Origin of the sequence: Streptomyces griseicoloratus, assembly GCF_014534645.1 — a bacterium.
In the GTDB taxonomy this organism is placed as follows: domain Bacteria; phylum Actinomycetota; class Actinomycetes; order Streptomycetales; family Streptomycetaceae; genus Streptomyces; species Streptomyces griseicoloratus.
In genome coordinates this window covers 35,436-52,333 of record NZ_JACVQF010000127.1, presented here as the reverse complement: position 1 = coordinate 52,333, position 16,898 = coordinate 35,436, and the positions used below count along the sequence as shown (strand labels likewise).

Genomic DNA, 16,898 nt, shown 5'->3' with positions numbered 1-16,898 from the left:
GCGGCCGTGTGCGGGCGCGGCGGCCGCCCCGTCTCCGTGTCAGGGTTCAGCGGCGGCGGCCCTTCCGGGGCCGGGGCACCTCCATTTCCTCCAGTCGGGGCTCGTCACCGTCCTCGATCCGCCGCCATGCCTCGCGGTAGAGACCGGCGACGGGTCCGGTGGGCACGACGACGCCCAGGACGGCCTCCTCGCCGTCGAGCAGGTCGTACATCGGCAGCTTCCACCGCTCCAGCGGAAGGTGCGGATTCGCGAGCTGGGTCCAGCCGCCGGGCAGGAACAGCGAGCGTCCGGCCTTGGAGCGCTTGCCCTCGACCACGAGGCCGGTGGCGGCGAGTTCGGCGCGGGCGGCACGCAGCCGGGCCGTTCCGCCGCGCTGCTTCGCCCAGCCGGTCCAGCGGGCGGTGTTGCGGTCGGTGGGGTCCGGCATGGCGAGCAGCATCAGGTAGACGACGGCGGCGTCCTCGCCGATGCCGTACCGCTTGGCCGCGTCACCGACGAGGTCGGGCACGGACCGGGACGGGTCCTGCGGCCACCACAGGCCGTCCTCGTCGCGTGCGCCCGCCGCCGGGTCGCCGGGGTCGGCGAGCAGTTCGGCGAACCGCTCGTCGTGCACCAGGCGCAGGGCGGTCTCCACGGCGTTCGGCCGTTCACCCACGGCCAGTGCGGCCAGGTGGGGATCGCTGCCGGCCGGGTCCAGCAGCGCCGTCCGGACGGCGGCGTACGGGTTGGGGCCCTCGGTGCCCAGCACGACCGCGCCGTAGCGTTCGAAGCCGTCGCCGGTCTCGGAGGGGTCTCCGGCGGCCCGGCGGAACTCCTCCGGGTCCACCCGCCGGTGGAGATCGATCAGCAGACCGGGGCCGGCGAGCCGGTCGCGTATCGCGGTCAGCACCCCGGGCAGGACGGCGCGGATCGGATCGCCCGACGGGAGGCGGTGGGCCAGCCATGCGGCCAGGGCCACCGAACCCTTCAGCACGGAGGTGTCGAAGCCGGGCGTGTCGCCGGCGGACTGGAGGTAATACCGGCCGGCCGTCCAGGTCCGGTCCCGGCTCAGCCGGGGTTCGGCGGACACGTCGAGGAATCCGCGCAGTGCCTCGGCCGGTGCCCATCCCTTGGAGTCCACGGTGCGGACCGCGTCGTTCAGCACCTCCTCGGGGACGGGGATGCGCCGGCCCAGCCGCTCGTTCCAGACCTCGGCCGCCGCGGCGGCGTCGGGGCCGTGCGTCCACAACCGGGACGGCTCGGCGGGCAGCAGCGCCGCCACGACGGCCCGCAGGGCGCCGGTGTCGAGCGACCTCAGTTCGTCCTTGGCCACGCGGGCGTCGGCGGACTTCACCCCGATGGTCTTCAGCGTCGCGGAGGGCACGGCCTCCCGCTTGTCGTCGATCGTGGGCACTCCGGCGAGGACCAGCCGGGCCACGGACGGGGTGACGCCGGTCAGCCGGGCGAACTCCTCGGCGGCCTCCGGGCGCCAGGGTGCCGGACCCCGCTCGGCGAGCTCGGCCCGGAAGGCCGCGACCCAGCCGGGGGCACGCGTCGTCTCCGGCACGAACGGCTCGGCGGAGACGAGGTCGTAGGGAGCGGGTGCCTCGAACCGGCCGGAGGGATCGTGGTGGACGGCTCCGTAGTGCCTGCCCGAGGTGTCGGACGGGTCGTACTCGCGGGCGAACTGGTACCACGTGTCGGGGAAGAGGAGGAACGCGCCGCCGCCCAGGTCGAGCAGGGCCGGTTTCGGGTAACCCCCCACGGCGTCGGGCCCCTTGAACAGGCCGTGGTCCAGACGCAGCCGGACACGGCGCCAGTGGCCGGGCTCCAGCTCCGTGAGCCGCTGCGCGTCCAGTTCTGCGAGGAAGGCGTCCAGCGCCTCCCGGTGCTCCTCCACCGTGGCCTCGGAAGCGGCCCGCAGCGCCAGCAGGGCCGGCAGTACGGGCAGGGCCAGCACGTTCAGGTGCTCCAACGACGACTGCTTCGCCAGGGTGTGGTGCACGCTGCCCGCGGGCGCCGGCTCGGTCAGGCCCTTCATCGACCGGGCGAGCAGGTGCGGCAGCTCGAAGAGGTGGTGGTGGAAGTCGTAGTACCAGCGGCGGTCGCGTTCGGTCAGGCCGGCGCCGCCCACCGCGGAGGCGAGCAGACCGTCGCCCGGCTTGGGCCGTGGCTCCTCGGGGACATCGCCCGTGAGTGCCGCGTCGAGCCGTTCGAGGGCCGCGTCCAGGGTGCGCTGATGCTCGGCGGCGTACCGTGCCACCCCGGTGATGCCCGCGCGCAGTGCCTCGTGGCCGACCTGCGGCAGCAGTGTGCGGACCAGTCCGGGCACCAGGTCCCCGTCCTCGGTCTCGGACAGCGCCCCTGCCAGCAGAGCCGCCGCGGTGTCCTCGCCCGTCCGGCGGAGCGCCGCGGAGCCCTCCGGGTCGCGGGGCCGGAGCATGTGCCAGTAGCGCAACGGGGGAAGCAGCGGGGTACCGGCGGTGAAGGGGCCGGCGGTCTGATCCGAGGACACTTGTGCGACCACGCTGCCGTCGGTGTCGAGCAGTTGGATCCCGCTGTACCGCCGGACCACGGCCAGGAGCCGGCCGGTGCCGGGCATCTCCAGCGCGTGCCGCGGGCTCGCACCGGTCTCGGCGGGTACGACGACGGAGCGTCCGGCCAGGTCCTCGCCGCGCCGCGAGCCGTCGGGCAGCGTCACGACGCGCCAGCCGAGGAGTCCGTCCACCGGGGCGCACACCGGGCCCGGTTCGACCGAGGGGGCGGGCCGCAGCCAGGAAGCCTCCAGGTCACCTCCCGGTGCGGTGCGCAGTCCCTCCTCGATCCACCGGGGCACCCCGGGTTCGCCCAGCGTGTCGCCGGCCGGGTCGTAGGCGTGCCAGGCGCTGCGCTTGTCGTCGGACCAGTCCTTGACCCACACCCAGTACGACGTCCCGTCGCTGATGACCGGCCGTCTCCCCGGAACCACGGTGTCCCCGCGGCGCAGCACACCGTGACCGGTGGTCCGGCCGCCCCCGGGAAGCGGCAGGGAGACGGGGGCCATGCCTCCGCCGGAACCGTCGCTCCCGTCCACCTTGGTGACGTAGGAGCTGTGGACGGCGCCCTCGACCGGTATCGGCGGGGCGTCCGCACAGTGGTGCCAGTGCCCCCGCCCGGCGGACGCGGCGTACGAGTACCACCAGACGAACAGTTCACCGTCCACGTACAGGCAGTCGATGCGGCGGAGTCGGTCCGACGGGTCCGCCGGGAGGCACGCCTCGTGCGTGAGCACCGTGCCCTCGGGGCCGATCACGCGGACCTCCGTACCGGCGACGACGACGAGGTACGGCCAGGAGTCGGTGACGCGGATCGCCGCCGTCGCGTCCCGCGACGCGGCCGACGCGAGTGCCTCGTCCCACGCGGGCCAGCCCAGCTCGTCGAGGAGCCCGCTGCGCAGGGTCCGGGCGAGCGCCGGGGCGAGGCCGGTGGCCAGCGCCTCGCGTACGGCCTCCTCGGCGACGGCCAGCACCTCGCCGGGCAGCCAGCCCAGCGTCCGCAGGACTCCGGAGTAGCCGGAGAACGCCGGGAGTTCGGCGGTGAGATACGCACGGCTGACCTCGGCCACCCATTCGGCGAGCATCGGACGCCCGCCGGGGGACTCGGCGAGGGTGAGGACGGTCTGCTTGTCGTTCGCCCTGTCGTCCGTGGGGCAGGCGCGCCGGAACGCCGGGCGGAAGCGGGCGTCGGCCGCCAGGGCGAGGAGGTCGCGGCGGTCCTCGCGGGCGGCCCACGCCGTCAGGCCGAGTCGCGCCCGCTCCCCGGGTTCCGCCACCGGTACGCCCAGGGCCAGGAGCTGGTCGAGGAGGTCCACATCGCTGACCGGGGGCGGCAACGTACCGCCGGTGGTCTCCAGTTCGGTGCGCAGGACGCCGGCCATGCGGTCGACGAGCGGGTACAGCCCGGCCGGGGCAAGGCTCCCGTCGGCGGTCCGGCACAGCGCGAAGAACCTGCGCGCCCATCCCGCCGTGCCGTCGGGGGACCGCTCCTCGGCGGGCAGCGCGGCGTTGCACAGCCCGGCGGTGGCGCCGGTCTTCTCCAGCAGGTCCAGCCACTGGGGCAGTTCCTCCTGCTCCCACTCCGCGGGCATGATCCCCAGCAGCGTGCCGCGGACGGCGGGCTCCCGCCGGGTCAGCTCCAGCAGGGCGGGCCGGTGGGCCTTCCACCAGCCGAGGGGTGCCCTGGCCGTGCCGGGCAGCGCCAGCATCTCGCGCAGATAGGCGATCTCCTCCGCGAGCGCGTTCTTGCCCGCGACCGCCCTGGCCAGTTTGCGCAGTTCGGCGGCGCCCGGACTCGACGGAGGCTGCCCGTTGGCCGCGAGCCGGACGAAGAGCCCGCGCAGATGCCGGAACGCCGTCGCCGCCGGGACCCGGGACGACAGTCCCTTGGCGTAGCCGGCGAGCACCTTCGTCGGCATGGCGTCGGCCAGGGCGAACTCCAGGAAGACCGCGTCCATGCGGGCCTCGTCGAACGGCAGCGCGTGCGCCGTCTCGGCCTTGCGCGCGTTGACGAACATCTGGGACGCGTACGCCTTCTCGTCGGCGGCCAGGAACACCCGGCCCGCCTGCTCGTAGAAGGCCGGCAGGAAGTGCGGCACGGATCCGGCGAGCCGTTCGCCGATCGTCTCGTAGGTGGCGCGGGCCTTCTTCGGTCTGGATCTCACCGTCCGCGCGACCTTGTCCATCTCCTCGACCAGGGACATGGCCAGGTGGGCGTCCGCGGGGTGGCGGACGAGCACCCATTCAGGGAAGCCCAGTGCCCGGGGCTGCCCGAGACCGACCTCCACCGGCTCGCCCACGGGTTCGAGGCCGAGGAAGCCGGTGCGCGGGTCCTCGTCCTGTCCCGCGGCTTCCACGGGGGTCAGGCGCACGACGACCCGGCCGTCGAGCCCGGGATGCCGGTAGGCCTGCGTGACCATGGGCACCGCCCGGTCGCCCGCCCCCGTGGTGCCGGGCGGCAGCACGGCACCGGCGCGCAGCAGCTCCTCCGCGTCCGCGCCCGGCCCGGTCCCTGCCGCCGCCATCGCCGTCGCCCCGTCCTGTGCCGTCGCGTCGTTCATTCCTGCGTGCCTTTCCTGGGTGTCCGCCGTGTCGTTCACTCGTCGCCGTCCGCGGTCACGGTGCGGCCGGCGTGGAGCGCCGCGGCCATGCGCATGCCCTCGGACCAGGCCACCGGGCCGACCTCGGCCAGCGGGAGGATCCGGTGCCCGTCCTGGTCGCTCCAGGCCAGCCTGCCGGTCCAGGCCTTGTCCTCGGTGTAGGGGTCGCCGATACCGACCGAGGCGGTGAAGATCCGCCCGGCGTCCCGGATCCGGTCGGTGGCGTAGGTGCCGGAGACCTTGTAGCCGAGCGACGTGGCGCGGTTGGAGAGGTGGAACCACGACCGGTACTCGGCACCCGCGAACTCGGTGACCGCACGGGCGTCGCCGTCGACGTCGGCGGGCTTGTGCCAGGTGGCGCGGTGGAGCTGCTCGACGCCCTGGACCACGCCCAACTCGGCGACGAACGTGCGGAGTTCCTCCAGGTCCGGCAGGAGGACCGGGTGGGGCATGGTCACCGTGCGGGGGGTCAGGCGGACGGTCTCGCCGTCCAGGTTCACCACCCGCAGCCCGCCCGAGTCGTCCGCGTCCCGCAGGAATCCGACCTCGTCGGGGCCGTCACCGACGACAACGATGTCCCGCAGCGCCGACCGCCACGCCTCGTCGGGCCAGACCCTGGCCAGCAGACCGGCCGGCACCGGCAGCGAGGACACCATCCAGTTGCCGACCTGCGCGGCGCACTCGGCCGCGTGCCACTGAAGCCACTCGGCGAACCGCTGAAGCTCGTGCACTTCGGGGCGGTCCCGTATCTCCGCCGGCAGCGTTGTCACCTGCCCGGCCCCGGAGGCCCCCGACGCCTGCCGGGCCACCACCCGGCCTTCCACCAGAGCTACTTCGTAAGTGTCGCCCGCTGACAGCCAACCCATGCGTCCTTCGCCTCTTCCACGTCCGGAGACCGGCACCGCGCGTCCGGCGGCCGGATCTGCACGCCCCGCTGTACCGATGGGCGAAAGACTAGGGGCACCCACCGACAGTCCGCGCCGCCGGCGGGCTGTCCTACGGCACGGTCATCAACCGGCTGCACGATGCCGGGACCGTGATGCGCACGTCGTGGCAGACCCGAAAGCACTGGGCACGACCGGCTGCCCGGCTCCCCTGGCCGCCCGCGCACGAGGCAGCCCTGCCCGACCCGGCCTGGCAGATGCCGGCCGGCGCCACCACCGCCCTGTCCCTCGCGACCCCGGCCTCGCCGTACCCGCCCTCGCCAAGGCCCTCGCCGGCCCGAACGCCGACGTCCGCAAGGCCGCCGGGGCGGCACTGACCCGGCACCGTGCCACCGGGGACGCCCGAGCGGCCCTGGCCACGGCGACGACGGACCCGGACGCGGACGTCAGGGCCTGTGCGGCCCCGGGAACTGTGACGGCACCGATGTGCTGGTGCCAGAATCAAACCAAGGCGCTGGGCAGCAGTTCTGATTCTCCACCGCCCTCGGCGACCCCGGCCGCCGGGAGCAGCGGCGTGAGCACCGCCCCCACGGGCGATCCGGTCGGACTCCGTTGTCAGGCCTCCGCGAGCGCTCCGTCGGTGGAGGCACCGGAGGCGATCCCGTACGCGGGCTCGGGCACCGACTCCGGCGCCAGCAGCACCGAGCGGCGGCCGTCGACGCCGACCGGGACGTCTCCGTCGATGGTGACGCGGCGCAGGGTGCGCTCGTGGTCGTCGGAGTCGTCCACGCCGTAGTGCTGGGTGGCGCGGTTGTCCCAGATCGCGACGTCGCCGGCCCGCCATTGCCAGCGGACCGTGTTCTCCGGGCGCTCGACGTGCGACTGCAGGACGCCGATGAGGGCGCGGGAGTCCGGGCCGTTGAATCCGGTGAGCTTCTGCAGGAAGTTGCCGAGGATCAGGGTGCGTTCGCCGGTCTCCGGGTGCACGCGGACGACGGGGTGCTCGGTCCGGAACGTGATCGACGCGAACACCTTGCGGTGCTGCTCCAGCGCTGCGGACGGGGCATCGGGGCGGGCGGCCGCGTAGTCGTAGTCGTTGGTGTGCACGCCGCGCAGGCTGTCGGCCAACACCCGCAGGGGCTCCGGGAGTTCGGCGTAGGCGGCGGCCGTGTTGGACCACAGGGTGTTGCCGCCGTAGGGCGGGATGACCTCGGCACGCAGGATGGAGAAGGCCGGGTAGGCGGGCACGAAGGTCACGTCGGTGTGCCACTGGTTGGCGCGGCCGCCGTGGTCGTTGTCGATGCCGAGGGCGTAGCGGCCGTCGATGGACGGCACGGTGGGGTGCGCGACGAGTTCGCCGAGCAGCCGGCCGAACGCCTCGTGGCCCTCCGCGTCCAGGTGGTGCTGGTCGCGGAAGAAGACGACCTTGTGCTCGAGGACGGCGGCGCGGATCGCGGCGACGGTGGCCGCGTCCAGGTCACCGCCGAGGCGGACTCCGGAGATCACGGCGCCGAGGCGGCCGCCGATCTTCTCGACGGTGAGGGTGGCGGTCGGGGCGGGCGCGGTGGAGGTCATGACGAGCATCCCTTCACAGGTTGGGTTGCCTGAGTTGCTTCAGTTGCTTTCCGAGCGGGAGGAAATCAGCGCAGCTGAAGGCCGATTGGGTGGCTGCGGTGAGAGAGAGGGTGTGGTGCCGTCAGAGACACGGACACGCGGCCGGGGCGGGGCGCGCCGGGCCGGCGTGGACCTGCGGATCACAAAGGTGCGGCGCGGTCATGTCCAAGAGTCTGGGGACCCGCCGGAGTGCCGGTCAAGGTCTCCCGGGACCGCTTCACGACCCTGCAATACCCCCCAGCGTCCCGGTCGTGGTCCTGGTCACTGGCACTCGCCGGACCGCTCCGGTGCACGGCATGTTGGAGCAGCCCGCCCCCAGGTGCACGGAAGGATCCGCCATGTCGACCACCGTTCCCGCCGTCGCCCGCCCTCCGGCGACGGCCGCCGGGAGGCCAACGCCGCATCCGTGCTGCGGGCCGTACTCGACACGGTCCGGTGGCCCGCAGCGGGATCGCCCGGCTGTCCGGGCTGAGCCCGGCGGCGGTGTCCCGGCACCCTTGTCTTCCGGACCGGTCGACGGGCGCGGGAAACGGCTCGTTGACGCAGGTGTCGACGGTACCGCTCAGACCGCCCGCAGGGCGCCGGGGCGGCGGCCGGTGAGGCGGTCGAGTGCGGCGGCGCTCGCGTCGTCGGCCGGCAGGTGGACGACGAGCTGCTGGTCGTCGTCGGCGGGTAGGCCGAGCGTTTCGTACGCCAGCCGCACCTCCCCGACCTGCGGGTGGACCATGCGCACCACCCCGTTCGCCCGCGGCAGCCCCGGCACCGCCCGCAGCCGGCCGGCGAACGGTTCCCCGCAGGACACCGTCAACTCGTCCATCAGTGCGCCGACAGCGACGTCGGTCTGCCCCGGCCCCTGCTTGAGGGCCGCGACCTGCTCGTCGGCGACCGTGTCCCAGTCCGGGTAGACCGTGCGCGCCCGCGGGTCGGTGAAGACGAAGCGCGCGAGGCTGGGCCGGACACCGTCCAGCAGGCCGAGCGGTTCGGTCAGCCGCCGGTACCCGTCCGTGCAGGCCAGGATCTCGCTCAGCCGGTTCATCAGCACGGCGGGCGCCGGTTCCAGCCGCTCCAGCAGCGCCCGCACCGTGGGTCTGACCGCCCTGTTCGGACCCGCCCCGCCCCGGCAGCTGAAGCCGGGGTCGGCACCCTTGGCGAGCCGGTGCAGATGGACCCGCTCACCGGGGGTGAGCAGCAACGCGTCCGCCAGGGCCGCCAGCACCTGCACCGAGGGCCTGCGGTCCCGCCCCTGCTCCAGCCTGGTGACGTACTCGACACTCACCCCCGCGAGCGTCGCCAGCTCCGCGCGGCGCAGCCCCGGCGTACGGCGGCGCGGCCCGGCGGGCAGTCCCACCTCGGCCGGTGTGACGGCTTCCCGGCGCAGTCGCAGGAAGAGGCCGAGCTCGTTGTCGCTCATCCCTCGAACGTAACACCGGCCACCCCGGCGGATCGTGGCCCTGCCGCTACCACCCTCCGCCCGGCCTCCCTCGTCCTCCGGCCCGCCCGGCACCGTGGAGCGCACGCCCCGGCCTGGGGCAGCACCAACCCCTCCGTAGGAGAGCAATCATGTCCAGCGCACGACTGAATCTCGCAGTGATCGTCGGCAGTGTCCGGGAGGGCCGCTTCGGCCCGGTGGTGGCCAACTGGTTCGTCGAACAGGCCAAGCGGCACGACGAGTTCACGATCGACCTGATCGATCTGGCGGACGTCGACCTCCCGCTCGCACTGCCGCCCACACCGCCGGCCCTGCAGCCCGACCTACCGCGTCCCGAGGGCATGACCGAACTGACCCGGCGGCTCGACGCCGCCGACGCGGTCGTCATCGTGACGCCCGACTACAACCGCAGCTTCCCGGCGTCTCTCAAGGCCGCCATCGACTGGCACTACACCCAGTGGAAGGCCAAGCCGATCGGCTTCGTCGGCTACAGCGGCCTCAGCGGCGGTCTCCTGGCGATCGAGCAACTGCGGCAGGTCTTCAACGAGTTGCATGCCCACACCGTGCGCGACTACGTCGCCTTCCCCAGTTACTACCTCCTCTTCTCCCCCGAGGGCACGCTCCGGGACCCGCAGGGCCCCGAAGACGCCGCCAGAGCCATGCTCGATCAGCTGCTCTGGTGGGGCTCGGTCCTCCACGACGCCCGCCGCGACCGCCCGCAGATCGCGAACCGGTAGCCCTCCCCGGTCCCGGCCGACGGCCCTCGCCCCGGCCCCGAGCCGGCCGCGTCGCCGTCCAGGTCAAGGCAAACGGACGTAGCCACGGGCGGAGGGCGCTGCCACCGATGCCGAGGTCGGTGGCCAGGGCGAAGGGGCGCTCCTCGCTGAACAGGCGGTGCAGTGTGTCCGTGATGCGCTCGAACCCGTCAACCACCGTCTCGTCCAGAGCGAGCCGGCCGCTCCGCCCCGGCAGGCGCGGGCGGCCGGGCTCGGCTCTCTGGCCCGGGGCCATGGGCCGCGCACCATCAAGAGCGGCCGGCGTGCAGCGCCTCGCGGTCCCACAGGTGGCGCGGCTGCGTGTGCAGCTGCCAGTAGTGCTCTGCGATGTCGTCGGGGTCGAAGTCGGTGCCGGGGGCGACCGGGCCGTCCACGGTGACGCTCGCCACGTGCACTCCGGAGGACCTGTACTGCTGATCAAGCAGCGCGACCAGAGTCCGGACGCCCGCCTTGCCCAGGGAGAGGCTCACGTACTGCGGCTTGGGCTCGGGCATGCCGCCCGTGACAAGGAACGTTCCACTCCCGCGCGTCGCCATTGCCGGCGCGAGGCGTGCCGCGGCATTGAGCGCTCCCACTACGTTGACCGCCCATGCCTCCATGTGATCACGTACCGACAACTCACCCAGCTCATCCGCGCGGACGAGCGCAGCGTTGTACACGGCGACCTCCGGCACGCCGTGCTCGCCGATGGCCTGGTCCAGGGCCGCGTCCAACTCGGCCCGGTCGGTGCTGTCGGCCTGCAACGTGACGATTGGAACGCCATGGGCAGCGACCGCGCCGGCCACGGCGCGCAGTGTCCGCCCGCCCCTGGCGATCAGCGCGATCGGCAGACCCTCCCTGGCGAACCGACGGGCGACTGCCTGCCCGATCCCCGGCCCCGCACCAATGATCACTGCACCCGGCATGGTCCGGCTCCTTTACTTCACGATCAGCGGATACTGGGGACGGTAAGGCATCACATGTATGTGAAGGTCAAGGAGAAGGCGGGGATGCGAATCGGCGACCTGGCCCACGAAACCGGCGTGAGCAGGAGGATGTTGCGCTACTACGAGGAGCAGGGTCTGCTCCGGCCGGTCCGGTTGGACAACGGCTACCGCGATTACGCCGAGGCAGACGTCGCAACGGTGAACCACGTCCGAGCGATGCTCGCCGCCGGGCTCTCCACTGCGGTCATCGCCAAGGTCGTGCACTGTGTGCACGACAAGGACGAACTGAGGGTGCCATCCGGCTGCCCGACCTTCATCGGGGAGTTGCGGCGCGAACGCGCCCGCATCACCGAGGCAATCGCACAACTCGAGAGTTCCCGGCGAATACTGGACGCCGTTCTCGACACGGCGCCCCGGGACGAAGAAGATCCGTCACGCGAGGCTGCCCCCACAAGCCAGGTCGGTCGCGTGCCGCGGCATGAGCGTGCCCATTGAGGTCCGGCTCTCCAACATCGCGTCGCACACCCTCACTTGTCTGGGAGCTGGGCAGGCGAACAGAAGCCGCAGCGACGCTCGCAGCGGTGGGCGCGGCACCTCCGAGAGGAGCGACGAGTACGGACCTCAGCAGCCGCAGGCGCGTCGTCGCCCCGCGTGGAGCACGCTGGCTCCGTCGTCAAGCGGCCGGCGCGGTTGAAGGGAGACGCCGAGGCGCAGCGGGGGCTTGAGGTTGCCTTTCGGTGGTGACAGGGCGATCACTCGACCGCCCCGTCGCCACACCCAACCTCTGGCCAACCCCGTGAAATCCGCAACCCGGTGAACCTTCTCGGTCAGGGCAGTACACATGACTGACAAGAAGCTGTCACACGCAGACCGGAATGGAGGTACTGCCGACGCCGGTTCTTACTGACATGACTGTTGGAGTAGCACTCAACGCGTCCGACGCGCCGAACCAGGTCGACGCCACCGTGCGATTGGCCCAGGAGGCCGCGGCTGCCGGTCTGCGGTCGGCCTGGTTCGGCCAGACCTTTGGCGCGGACTCACCCCAGCTCGCGGCGATCGTCGGGCGCGAGGTGCCCGGACTGCAGGTGGGCACCTCCGCGATCCCCGTCTTCGGACGCCACCCGCTGCTCGTCTCCAGCCAGGCCCAGACCGCCCAGGCCGCGACGCACGGCCGCTACCACCTCGGTCTGGCCCTGGGCACCAAACTCCTCACGGAGGCCGGCTTCGGCCTGCCCTTCGAACGCCCTATCGCCCGTCTGCGTGAATTCCTCACCGCCCTGCGCCAGTTGACAGAGACCGGCACGGCCGACTTCCACGGTGAACTGCTCACCGCCGCCACCCCGGTCCCAGCGCGCGTACCGGGCGCCGAGAACGGCGTCCCCCTGCTGGTCGCCGCGATGGGGCCGCAGGCGCTGCGGGTCAGCGGTGAGCTGGCGGACGGGATCCTTCCTTATCTGGCGGGACCGCGCGCCCTGGCCGAACACATCGTCCCCGCCCTGACCGCCGCTGCCGAGGCCGCCGGCCGCCCCTCGCCCAGGATCGTGGCCCTCGTGCCGGGCGTGGTCACTGACGACGTGGACGCGGTGCGGGCGAAGGCCACCGAGAACCTCGCGTTCTACGAACAGATCCCGTCCTACGCGCGGGTCATCGAGCTTTCCGGGGGCCGACGCGCCGCCGACCTGGCCGTGATCGGCGACGAGAAGACGGTCGAGGCCGAGGTGCGGCGTTACCGCGACGCCGGCGCCACCGAAGTCGTGTTCTCGGGCACCGAGATCGCCGGCGAAGCGGACCGCCGACGCACCTGGGCACTCCTCGGCGAACTGGCCCGCTGAGTACGGCGGAGCCGGGCCGTCAGCCCGATGGATGACCTGCACCCCTGTGCGAGGCCGGGCCTCGCGTGACAAAGGAGAACGTATGACCGCGGAGGCGACCGCAACGGACCTCCAGGCCTTCACCGAGAACTGGCTGGAGTGGTACCGCGCCCAGGAGGACCGGCTCGCCGACCCGCACGGGTTCCTGGCGATCACCGCCCTGCACTGGCTCGACGACCGGCCGCAGCGCTTCCCCGACGCGCCCGGTGCATGGCACACCGGCCCAGAAGGGGTCGTCGTGACCCTCGACGAGGGTGAGGAACTCGTCGTCGACGGTACGCCGGTGCAGGGTGAACACCACTTCGGCGTACTTCCCGAACGCGGCGGCGTCGACGCGGTCTGGGGAGACGCCGTCATCGAGGTCGCCAAGCGCGGCGGCAACGACATCGTGCGTCCCCGGCACCCGGACGCGCCGCTGCGCACCGCCTTCGCCGGGACACCCGCCTACGCCCCCGACCCGCGCTGGGCCGTGACGGGCCGGTACATCCCCTTCGACGAGCCGCGGCCGACCACCGTGGGCGCCGCGGTCGAGGGCCTCGAACACGTGTTCGATGCCCCGGGCAGGATCGAGTTCGAGCTGGACGGGCGTCAGCTGTCCCTGACCGCCTTCCCCGGGCGTGGTGCGGGCCGGCTGATGGTGCTGTTCACCGATGCGACCTCCGGGGTCACCACCTACGCCGCCAACCGGGCCCTGGCCCTCGAACCGCCCGCCGCCGACGGCACGGTCGTCCTGGACTTCAACCGCGCCGCGAACCTGCCGTGCGCCTACACGGACCTGGCCACCTGCCCGCTGCCACCGGCCGAGAACCGGCTGCCAGTGGCGATCGAGGCGGGTCAGAAGATCCCCCGCGAGCGCGGCGGGTCCTGAGCCGGGCCCGCGTTGGAGCTGATCCAGCAGCAGCTCAAGGCCGCCGGCATCGAGGTGACCCTCAAGCAGCTCCAGGTCACCCAGCCGGCGCCGACGCTCCAGTCGGGCGACTACGACGCGGCGTGGGGGAACATCACCCGCGCCGACCCGGATGCCCTGCGCAGCTCCTTCTCCACCAGGCCGGCCAACTTCTACCGCGTCCCGGCGGGCAGCCTGGACACGGCCATGCGCAGGCCGCGACCACCGACGCCGCTCCTGGACTTCCTGCCGGCTGACGCAAGACCATGACAACGCCCTGACCAGCTCTTTCGCAAAGACGCTTCCGCCTGACAGAAGCCGCCTTGCGCGGCAACCACAGCCGTCAGGACCCTGAGCCCAACCACGGCACGCGGGGCGAAGACGCCCCGCCGACAGGGACGGGAACCATCATGCCGCACATGACCGCCTTCGCCAGGAACCAGTGGTATGTCGCCGCCTACAGTCACGAGGTCGGGCGCGAGTTGCTGGGACGGACGATCCTCGGTGAGCCGCTGGTCCTCTACCGCAGCCAGGAGGACGGCACCCCGGTCGTCCTGCACGACCGGTGCGTGCACCGCCGGTATCCGCTGTCCGAGGCCCCGACCCGGCTCGACGGCGACCGGATCGTCTGCGGGTACCACGGGTTCACGTACGACACGACCGGCGCCTGCGTGTACGTGCCGGGCCAGAAACGCGTCCCGCGCACCGCCCGCGTCGCCTCCTACCCGGTGGCCGAGCGGGACTCCCTGGTGTGGGTGTGGATCGGGGACCCGGCGCTCGCCGACCCGGAGTCCGTCCCGCGGGCCCGGCACCTGGACTCCCCCGGCTGGGTCACGGTCCGGGGCATGGAGCCGATCGACGCCGACTACGGGCTGCTGGTCGACAACCTCCTCGACCTGTCCCACGAGACGTATCTGCACGGCGGCTACATCGGCACCCCCGAGGTCGCCGAGACTCCGATCACCACGGAGGTCGACGAGGGCGCGGGGATCGTCCGGGTGAGCCGGCACATGGACGACGCCGAGTGCCCGCCGTTCTACGCCAGGTCCACCGGCATCAGCGGACGCATCTCGCGCTGGCAGGACATCGAGTACCACGCGCCGTGCCTGTACCTGCTGCACAGCCGGGTCGCCCCGGTCGGTGTGCTGCCCGAGGCGGACGGCAGCGATCCGCACGCCTTCCACACCGAGATCACGTACGCGATCACCCCGTCCGCCGACGGCAGGGTGTACGACTTCTGGGCGGTCTCCCGGGACTGGGCGACGGACGACGCCGAAGTCACCGAGTTCCTGCGGAAGAACAACCACACGGTCGTCATGCAGGACGTCGACGCGCTCAATCTGCTTCAGCGCACGCTCGGCACCGAGCGCACCGGCTACCAGGAGCTGAGCATCAACATCGACACCGGCGGACTGGCCGCCCGCCGCATCCTCGCCCGGCTGGTCGAGGAGGGCGCGAAGCCCGCGGAGGCCCACCGGTGACCGGCCCGGCCACCGGCGAGATCTACCGCGTCGACTGGCTGCCGGGCACGGACGTCCTGCACGGCACCTGTCACTGCGGCGCCGAGCACACCGCCGAGGACCCGGTCGCGATGTGGGAGTGGATGCTCGCCCATCCGGAGGGACACCAGCCACGAGGAAACGGTTCATGACCCCGTACGAAGCCGAACTCGTCGTCGACCGCCGCGAGTCGGCGGCCGAGGGCGTGCTCGTCCTGACCCTGTGCCACCCGCTGGGCGACCCGCTGCCCGCCTGGGAGCCCGGCGCCCATGTCGACGTCGTCCTCGGCCCGGACCTGGAACGGCAGTACTCGCTGTGCGGCGACCCGGACGACCGGGCCGTGTGGCGGATCGCGGTGCTGCGCGAGCCCGGCGGGCGGGGAGGGTCGGCCCACCTGCACGAGCGGGTGGGGCCGGGCGACAAGGTACGGGTGCGGGGGCCGCGCAACCACTTCCGGCTGGAGCCCTCGCCCCGCTACCGGTTCGTCGCCGGCGGCATCGGCATCACACCGATTCTGCCGATGCTCGCCGCCGCCGAGCGGGCGGGTGCCGAGTGGACGCTGCTGTACGGCGGCCGCTCACGCCGGTCGATGGCGTTCACCGGGGAGGTGGAGCGGTACGGGGACCGGGTCACGATCGCCCCCGAGGACGAGACCGGGCTGCTCGACCTCGGCTCCGTGCTCGACGGCGTACCGGACGGCACCCTGGTCTACTGCTGCGGTCCCGGGCCCCTGCTGGACGCGGTGGAGGAGCGGTGCCCGCCCGGCATCCTGCGCGTCGAGCGGTTCCGGCCGAAGGACGCCCCACGGGGCGACGGCGACGCGGAGTTCGAGGTCGTCCTCGCCCGCAGCGGGCGCACGGTCACCGTCCCCGCGGACGTCTCCGTCCTCGACGCCGTCCGCGCCGCCGGAGCCGAGGTGCTGTACTCCTGCACCGAGGGCACCTGCGGCACCTGCGAGACGGACGTCGTCGAGGGCACCCCCGACCACCGGGACTCGGTGCTCACGGACGAGGAGCGGGCGGCCGGCGAGACCATGCTCATCTGCGTGTCGCGGTGCCGTGGGAGGCGGCTCGTGCTGGACCTGTGATCCGCAGGTCGGCGTCGATCCGCGCGACGGCCGCCAGCAGGTGGGGCAGCAGGTCGCGGCGTACGGACTCCGCGGAGTTGCGGCCGGCGTGCACCGCGATGTTCACGCCGGCCACCACCTCGCCGTCCCGGTCCCGCACCGGGACGGCCACCGACCTCAGTCCCTCCTCCAGCTCCTGGTCGACGACGGCGTACCCGTGGCGGCGCACCCGGCGCAGCTCCGCGCGCAGGGCGTCGGCCGAGGTGAGGGTGCGGGCGGTGTGCGGCCGCAGGTCGGCGCGGGCGAGCCGGGCCTCGATCTCGGCATCCGGCAGATGGGCGAGGATGACCCGGCCGACGGAGGTGAGGTGGGCCGGGAAGCGGGTGCCGACCGTGATGGACACGGTCATGATGCGGCGGGTCGGGACACGGGCGACGTACACGATGTCGTCGCCGTCCAGGACGCACAGCGACGACGACTCCCGCACCTCGGCGACGAGGCGTTCCAGATGCGGTTCGGCGATCTGCGGCAGGGTGAACCCGGCGAGATAGGAGTAGCCGAGTTCCAGTACGCGCGGGGTGAGCCGGAACAGCCGGCCGTCGGTGTGGACGTAGCCGAGGTCGGCCAGGGTGAGCAGGAAGCGGCGGGCCGCCGCACGGGTCAGTTCGCAGGCGCGGGCGACCTCGCTCAGCGTCAGGGCGGGGTGGTCGGCGTCGAAGGCCCGGATCACGGCGAGGCCGCGCTCGAAGGACCTCACGAAGTGCGGTGCGCGGGCTGCATCGGGCATCTGGCCTCCGGCAGGGGCCTCACGGCAGGACGTGCGGCAGGTGACGA

General features: G+C 72.9%; 14 protein-coding genes. 8 read left to right on the top strand and 6 right to left on the bottom strand.

Features of this window, described 5'->3' with window-relative positions:
- Positions 1-46: 46 nt before the first annotated feature.
- The 4 genes from H0H10_RS03665 to H0H10_RS03650 all read right to left on the bottom strand — a co-directional run bounded on the left by H0H10_RS03665 (position 47) and on the right by H0H10_RS03650 (position 9,022).
- On the bottom strand, positions 47-5,074 hold the full coding sequence (locus H0H10_RS03665; protein WP_373566800.1) for a DNA-binding protein: 5,028 nt from the start codon (positions 5,072-5,074) through the stop codon (positions 47-49).
- Positions 5,075-5,109: 35 nt separating this feature from the next.
- Positions 5,110-5,979 carry a DUF4132 domain-containing protein gene (locus tag H0H10_RS03660; RefSeq protein WP_188179331.1) on the bottom strand — a complete coding sequence of 290 codons (870 nt, stop codon included), beginning with the start codon at positions 5,977-5,979 and terminating at the stop codon, positions 5,110-5,112.
- Between the two features lie 633 nt (positions 5,980-6,612).
- Positions 6,613-7,572 (bottom strand): TauD/TfdA dioxygenase family protein, encoded by a 960-nt coding sequence (locus H0H10_RS03655; RefSeq protein ID WP_188179330.1) that lies wholly within the window; start codon positions 7,570-7,572, stop codon positions 6,613-6,615.
- Positions 7,573-8,173: 601 nt separating this feature from the next.
- Positions 8,174-9,022 (bottom strand): helix-turn-helix domain-containing protein, encoded by an 849-nt coding sequence (locus H0H10_RS03650; protein WP_188179329.1) that lies wholly within the window; start codon positions 9,020-9,022, stop codon positions 8,174-8,176.
- Positions 9,023-9,171: 149 nt separating this feature from the next.
- Between H0H10_RS03650 and H0H10_RS03645 the strand changes: the two genes are divergently transcribed.
- Positions 9,172-9,777: an NADPH-dependent FMN reductase gene (locus H0H10_RS03645; protein ID WP_188179328.1), complete on the top strand. Its 606-nt coding sequence runs from the start codon at positions 9,172-9,174 to the stop codon at positions 9,775-9,777.
- Between the two features lie 287 nt (positions 9,778-10,064).
- On the opposite strand, the gene H0H10_RS03640 is transcribed toward H0H10_RS03645, so the two are convergent.
- On the bottom strand, positions 10,065-10,721 hold the full coding sequence (locus H0H10_RS03640) for an SDR family NAD(P)-dependent oxidoreductase (RefSeq protein WP_188179327.1): 657 nt from the start codon (positions 10,719-10,721) through the stop codon (positions 10,065-10,067).
- Positions 10,722-10,805: 84 nt separating this feature from the next.
- On the opposite strand from H0H10_RS03640, the gene H0H10_RS03635 reads away from it, so the two are divergent.
- The 7 genes from H0H10_RS03635 (at position 10,806) to H0H10_RS03605 (ending at position 16,085) form a co-directional block, all read left to right on the top strand.
- Positions 10,806-11,237 carry a MerR family transcriptional regulator gene (locus H0H10_RS03635; RefSeq protein ID WP_188179361.1) on the top strand — a complete coding sequence of 144 codons (432 nt, stop codon included), beginning with the start codon at positions 10,806-10,808 and terminating at the stop codon, positions 11,235-11,237.
- 413 nt (positions 11,238-11,650) lie between these two features.
- Complete coding sequence (locus H0H10_RS03630; protein ID WP_188179326.1) at positions 11,651-12,574, top strand: LLM class F420-dependent oxidoreductase; 924 nt, start codon at positions 11,651-11,653, stop codon at positions 12,572-12,574.
- Positions 12,575-12,656: 82 nt separating this feature from the next.
- Positions 12,657-13,481 (top strand): DUF1684 domain-containing protein, encoded by an 825-nt coding sequence (locus H0H10_RS03625; RefSeq protein ID WP_188179325.1) that lies wholly within the window; start codon positions 12,657-12,659, stop codon positions 13,479-13,481.
- A gap of 12 nt (positions 13,482-13,493) precedes the next feature.
- Entirely contained in the window at positions 13,494-13,769 is a 276-nt protein-coding gene (locus H0H10_RS03620) for a hypothetical protein (RefSeq protein ID WP_188179324.1), read from the top strand.
- Positions 13,770-13,909: 140 nt separating this feature from the next.
- Positions 13,910-14,980 (top strand): Rieske 2Fe-2S domain-containing protein, encoded by a 1,071-nt coding sequence (locus H0H10_RS03615; protein ID WP_188179323.1) that lies wholly within the window; start codon positions 13,910-13,912, stop codon positions 14,978-14,980.
- Positions 14,977-15,150 (top strand): hypothetical protein, encoded by a 174-nt coding sequence (locus H0H10_RS03610; RefSeq protein WP_188179322.1) that lies wholly within the window; start codon positions 14,977-14,979, stop codon positions 15,148-15,150. Before H0H10_RS03615 ends, H0H10_RS03610 begins: the two co-directional genes overlap by 4 nt.
- On the top strand, positions 15,147-16,085 hold the full coding sequence (locus H0H10_RS03605; RefSeq protein WP_188179321.1) for a PDR/VanB family oxidoreductase: 939 nt from the start codon (positions 15,147-15,149) through the stop codon (positions 16,083-16,085). Before H0H10_RS03610 ends, H0H10_RS03605 begins: the two co-directional genes overlap by 4 nt.
- Here H0H10_RS03605 and H0H10_RS03600 read toward each other — a convergent pair.
- Positions 16,036-16,851 (bottom strand): IclR family transcriptional regulator domain-containing protein, encoded by an 816-nt coding sequence (locus tag H0H10_RS03600; protein ID WP_188179320.1) that lies wholly within the window; start codon positions 16,849-16,851, stop codon positions 16,036-16,038. The genes H0H10_RS03605 and H0H10_RS03600 overlap by 50 nt on opposite strands.
- Positions 16,852-16,898 lie beyond the last annotated feature (47 nt).

Coding starts and splice junctions, on each gene's coding strand:
- H0H10_RS03630 (WP_188179326.1), top strand. CDS start 11,651: ATGACTGTTGGAGTAGCACTCAACGCGTCCGACGCGCCGAACCAGGTC.
- H0H10_RS03605 (WP_188179321.1), top strand. CDS start 15,147: ATGACCCCGTACGAAGCCGAACTCGTCGTCGACCGCCGCGAGTCGGCG.
- H0H10_RS03615 (WP_188179323.1), top strand. CDS start 13,910: ATGCCGCACATGACCGCCTTCGCCAGGAACCAGTGGTATGTCGCCGCC.
- H0H10_RS03600 (WP_188179320.1), bottom strand. CDS start 16,851: ATGCCCGATGCAGCCCGCGCACCGCACTTCGTGAGGTCCTTCGAGCGC.
- H0H10_RS03640 (WP_188179327.1), bottom strand. CDS start 10,721: ATGCCGGGTGCAGTGATCATTGGTGCGGGGCCGGGGATCGGGCAGGCA.
- H0H10_RS03655 (WP_188179330.1), bottom strand. CDS start 7,572: ATGACCTCCACCGCGCCCGCCCCGACCGCCACCCTCACCGTCGAGAAG.
- H0H10_RS03650 (WP_188179329.1), bottom strand. CDS start 9,022: ATGAGCGACAACGAGCTCGGCCTCTTCCTGCGACTGCGCCGGGAAGCC.
- H0H10_RS03665 (WP_373566800.1), bottom strand. CDS start 5,074: ATGAACGACGCGACGGCACAGGACGGGGCGACGGCGATGGCGGCGGCA.
- H0H10_RS03660 (WP_188179331.1), bottom strand. CDS start 5,979: ATGGGTTGGCTGTCAGCGGGCGACACTTACGAAGTAGCTCTGGTGGAA.
- H0H10_RS03625 (WP_188179325.1), top strand. CDS start 12,657: ATGACCGCGGAGGCGACCGCAACGGACCTCCAGGCCTTCACCGAGAAC.
- H0H10_RS03635 (WP_188179361.1), top strand. CDS start 10,806: ATGCGAATCGGCGACCTGGCCCACGAAACCGGCGTGAGCAGGAGGATG.
- H0H10_RS03645 (WP_188179328.1), top strand. CDS start 9,172: ATGTCCAGCGCACGACTGAATCTCGCAGTGATCGTCGGCAGTGTCCGG.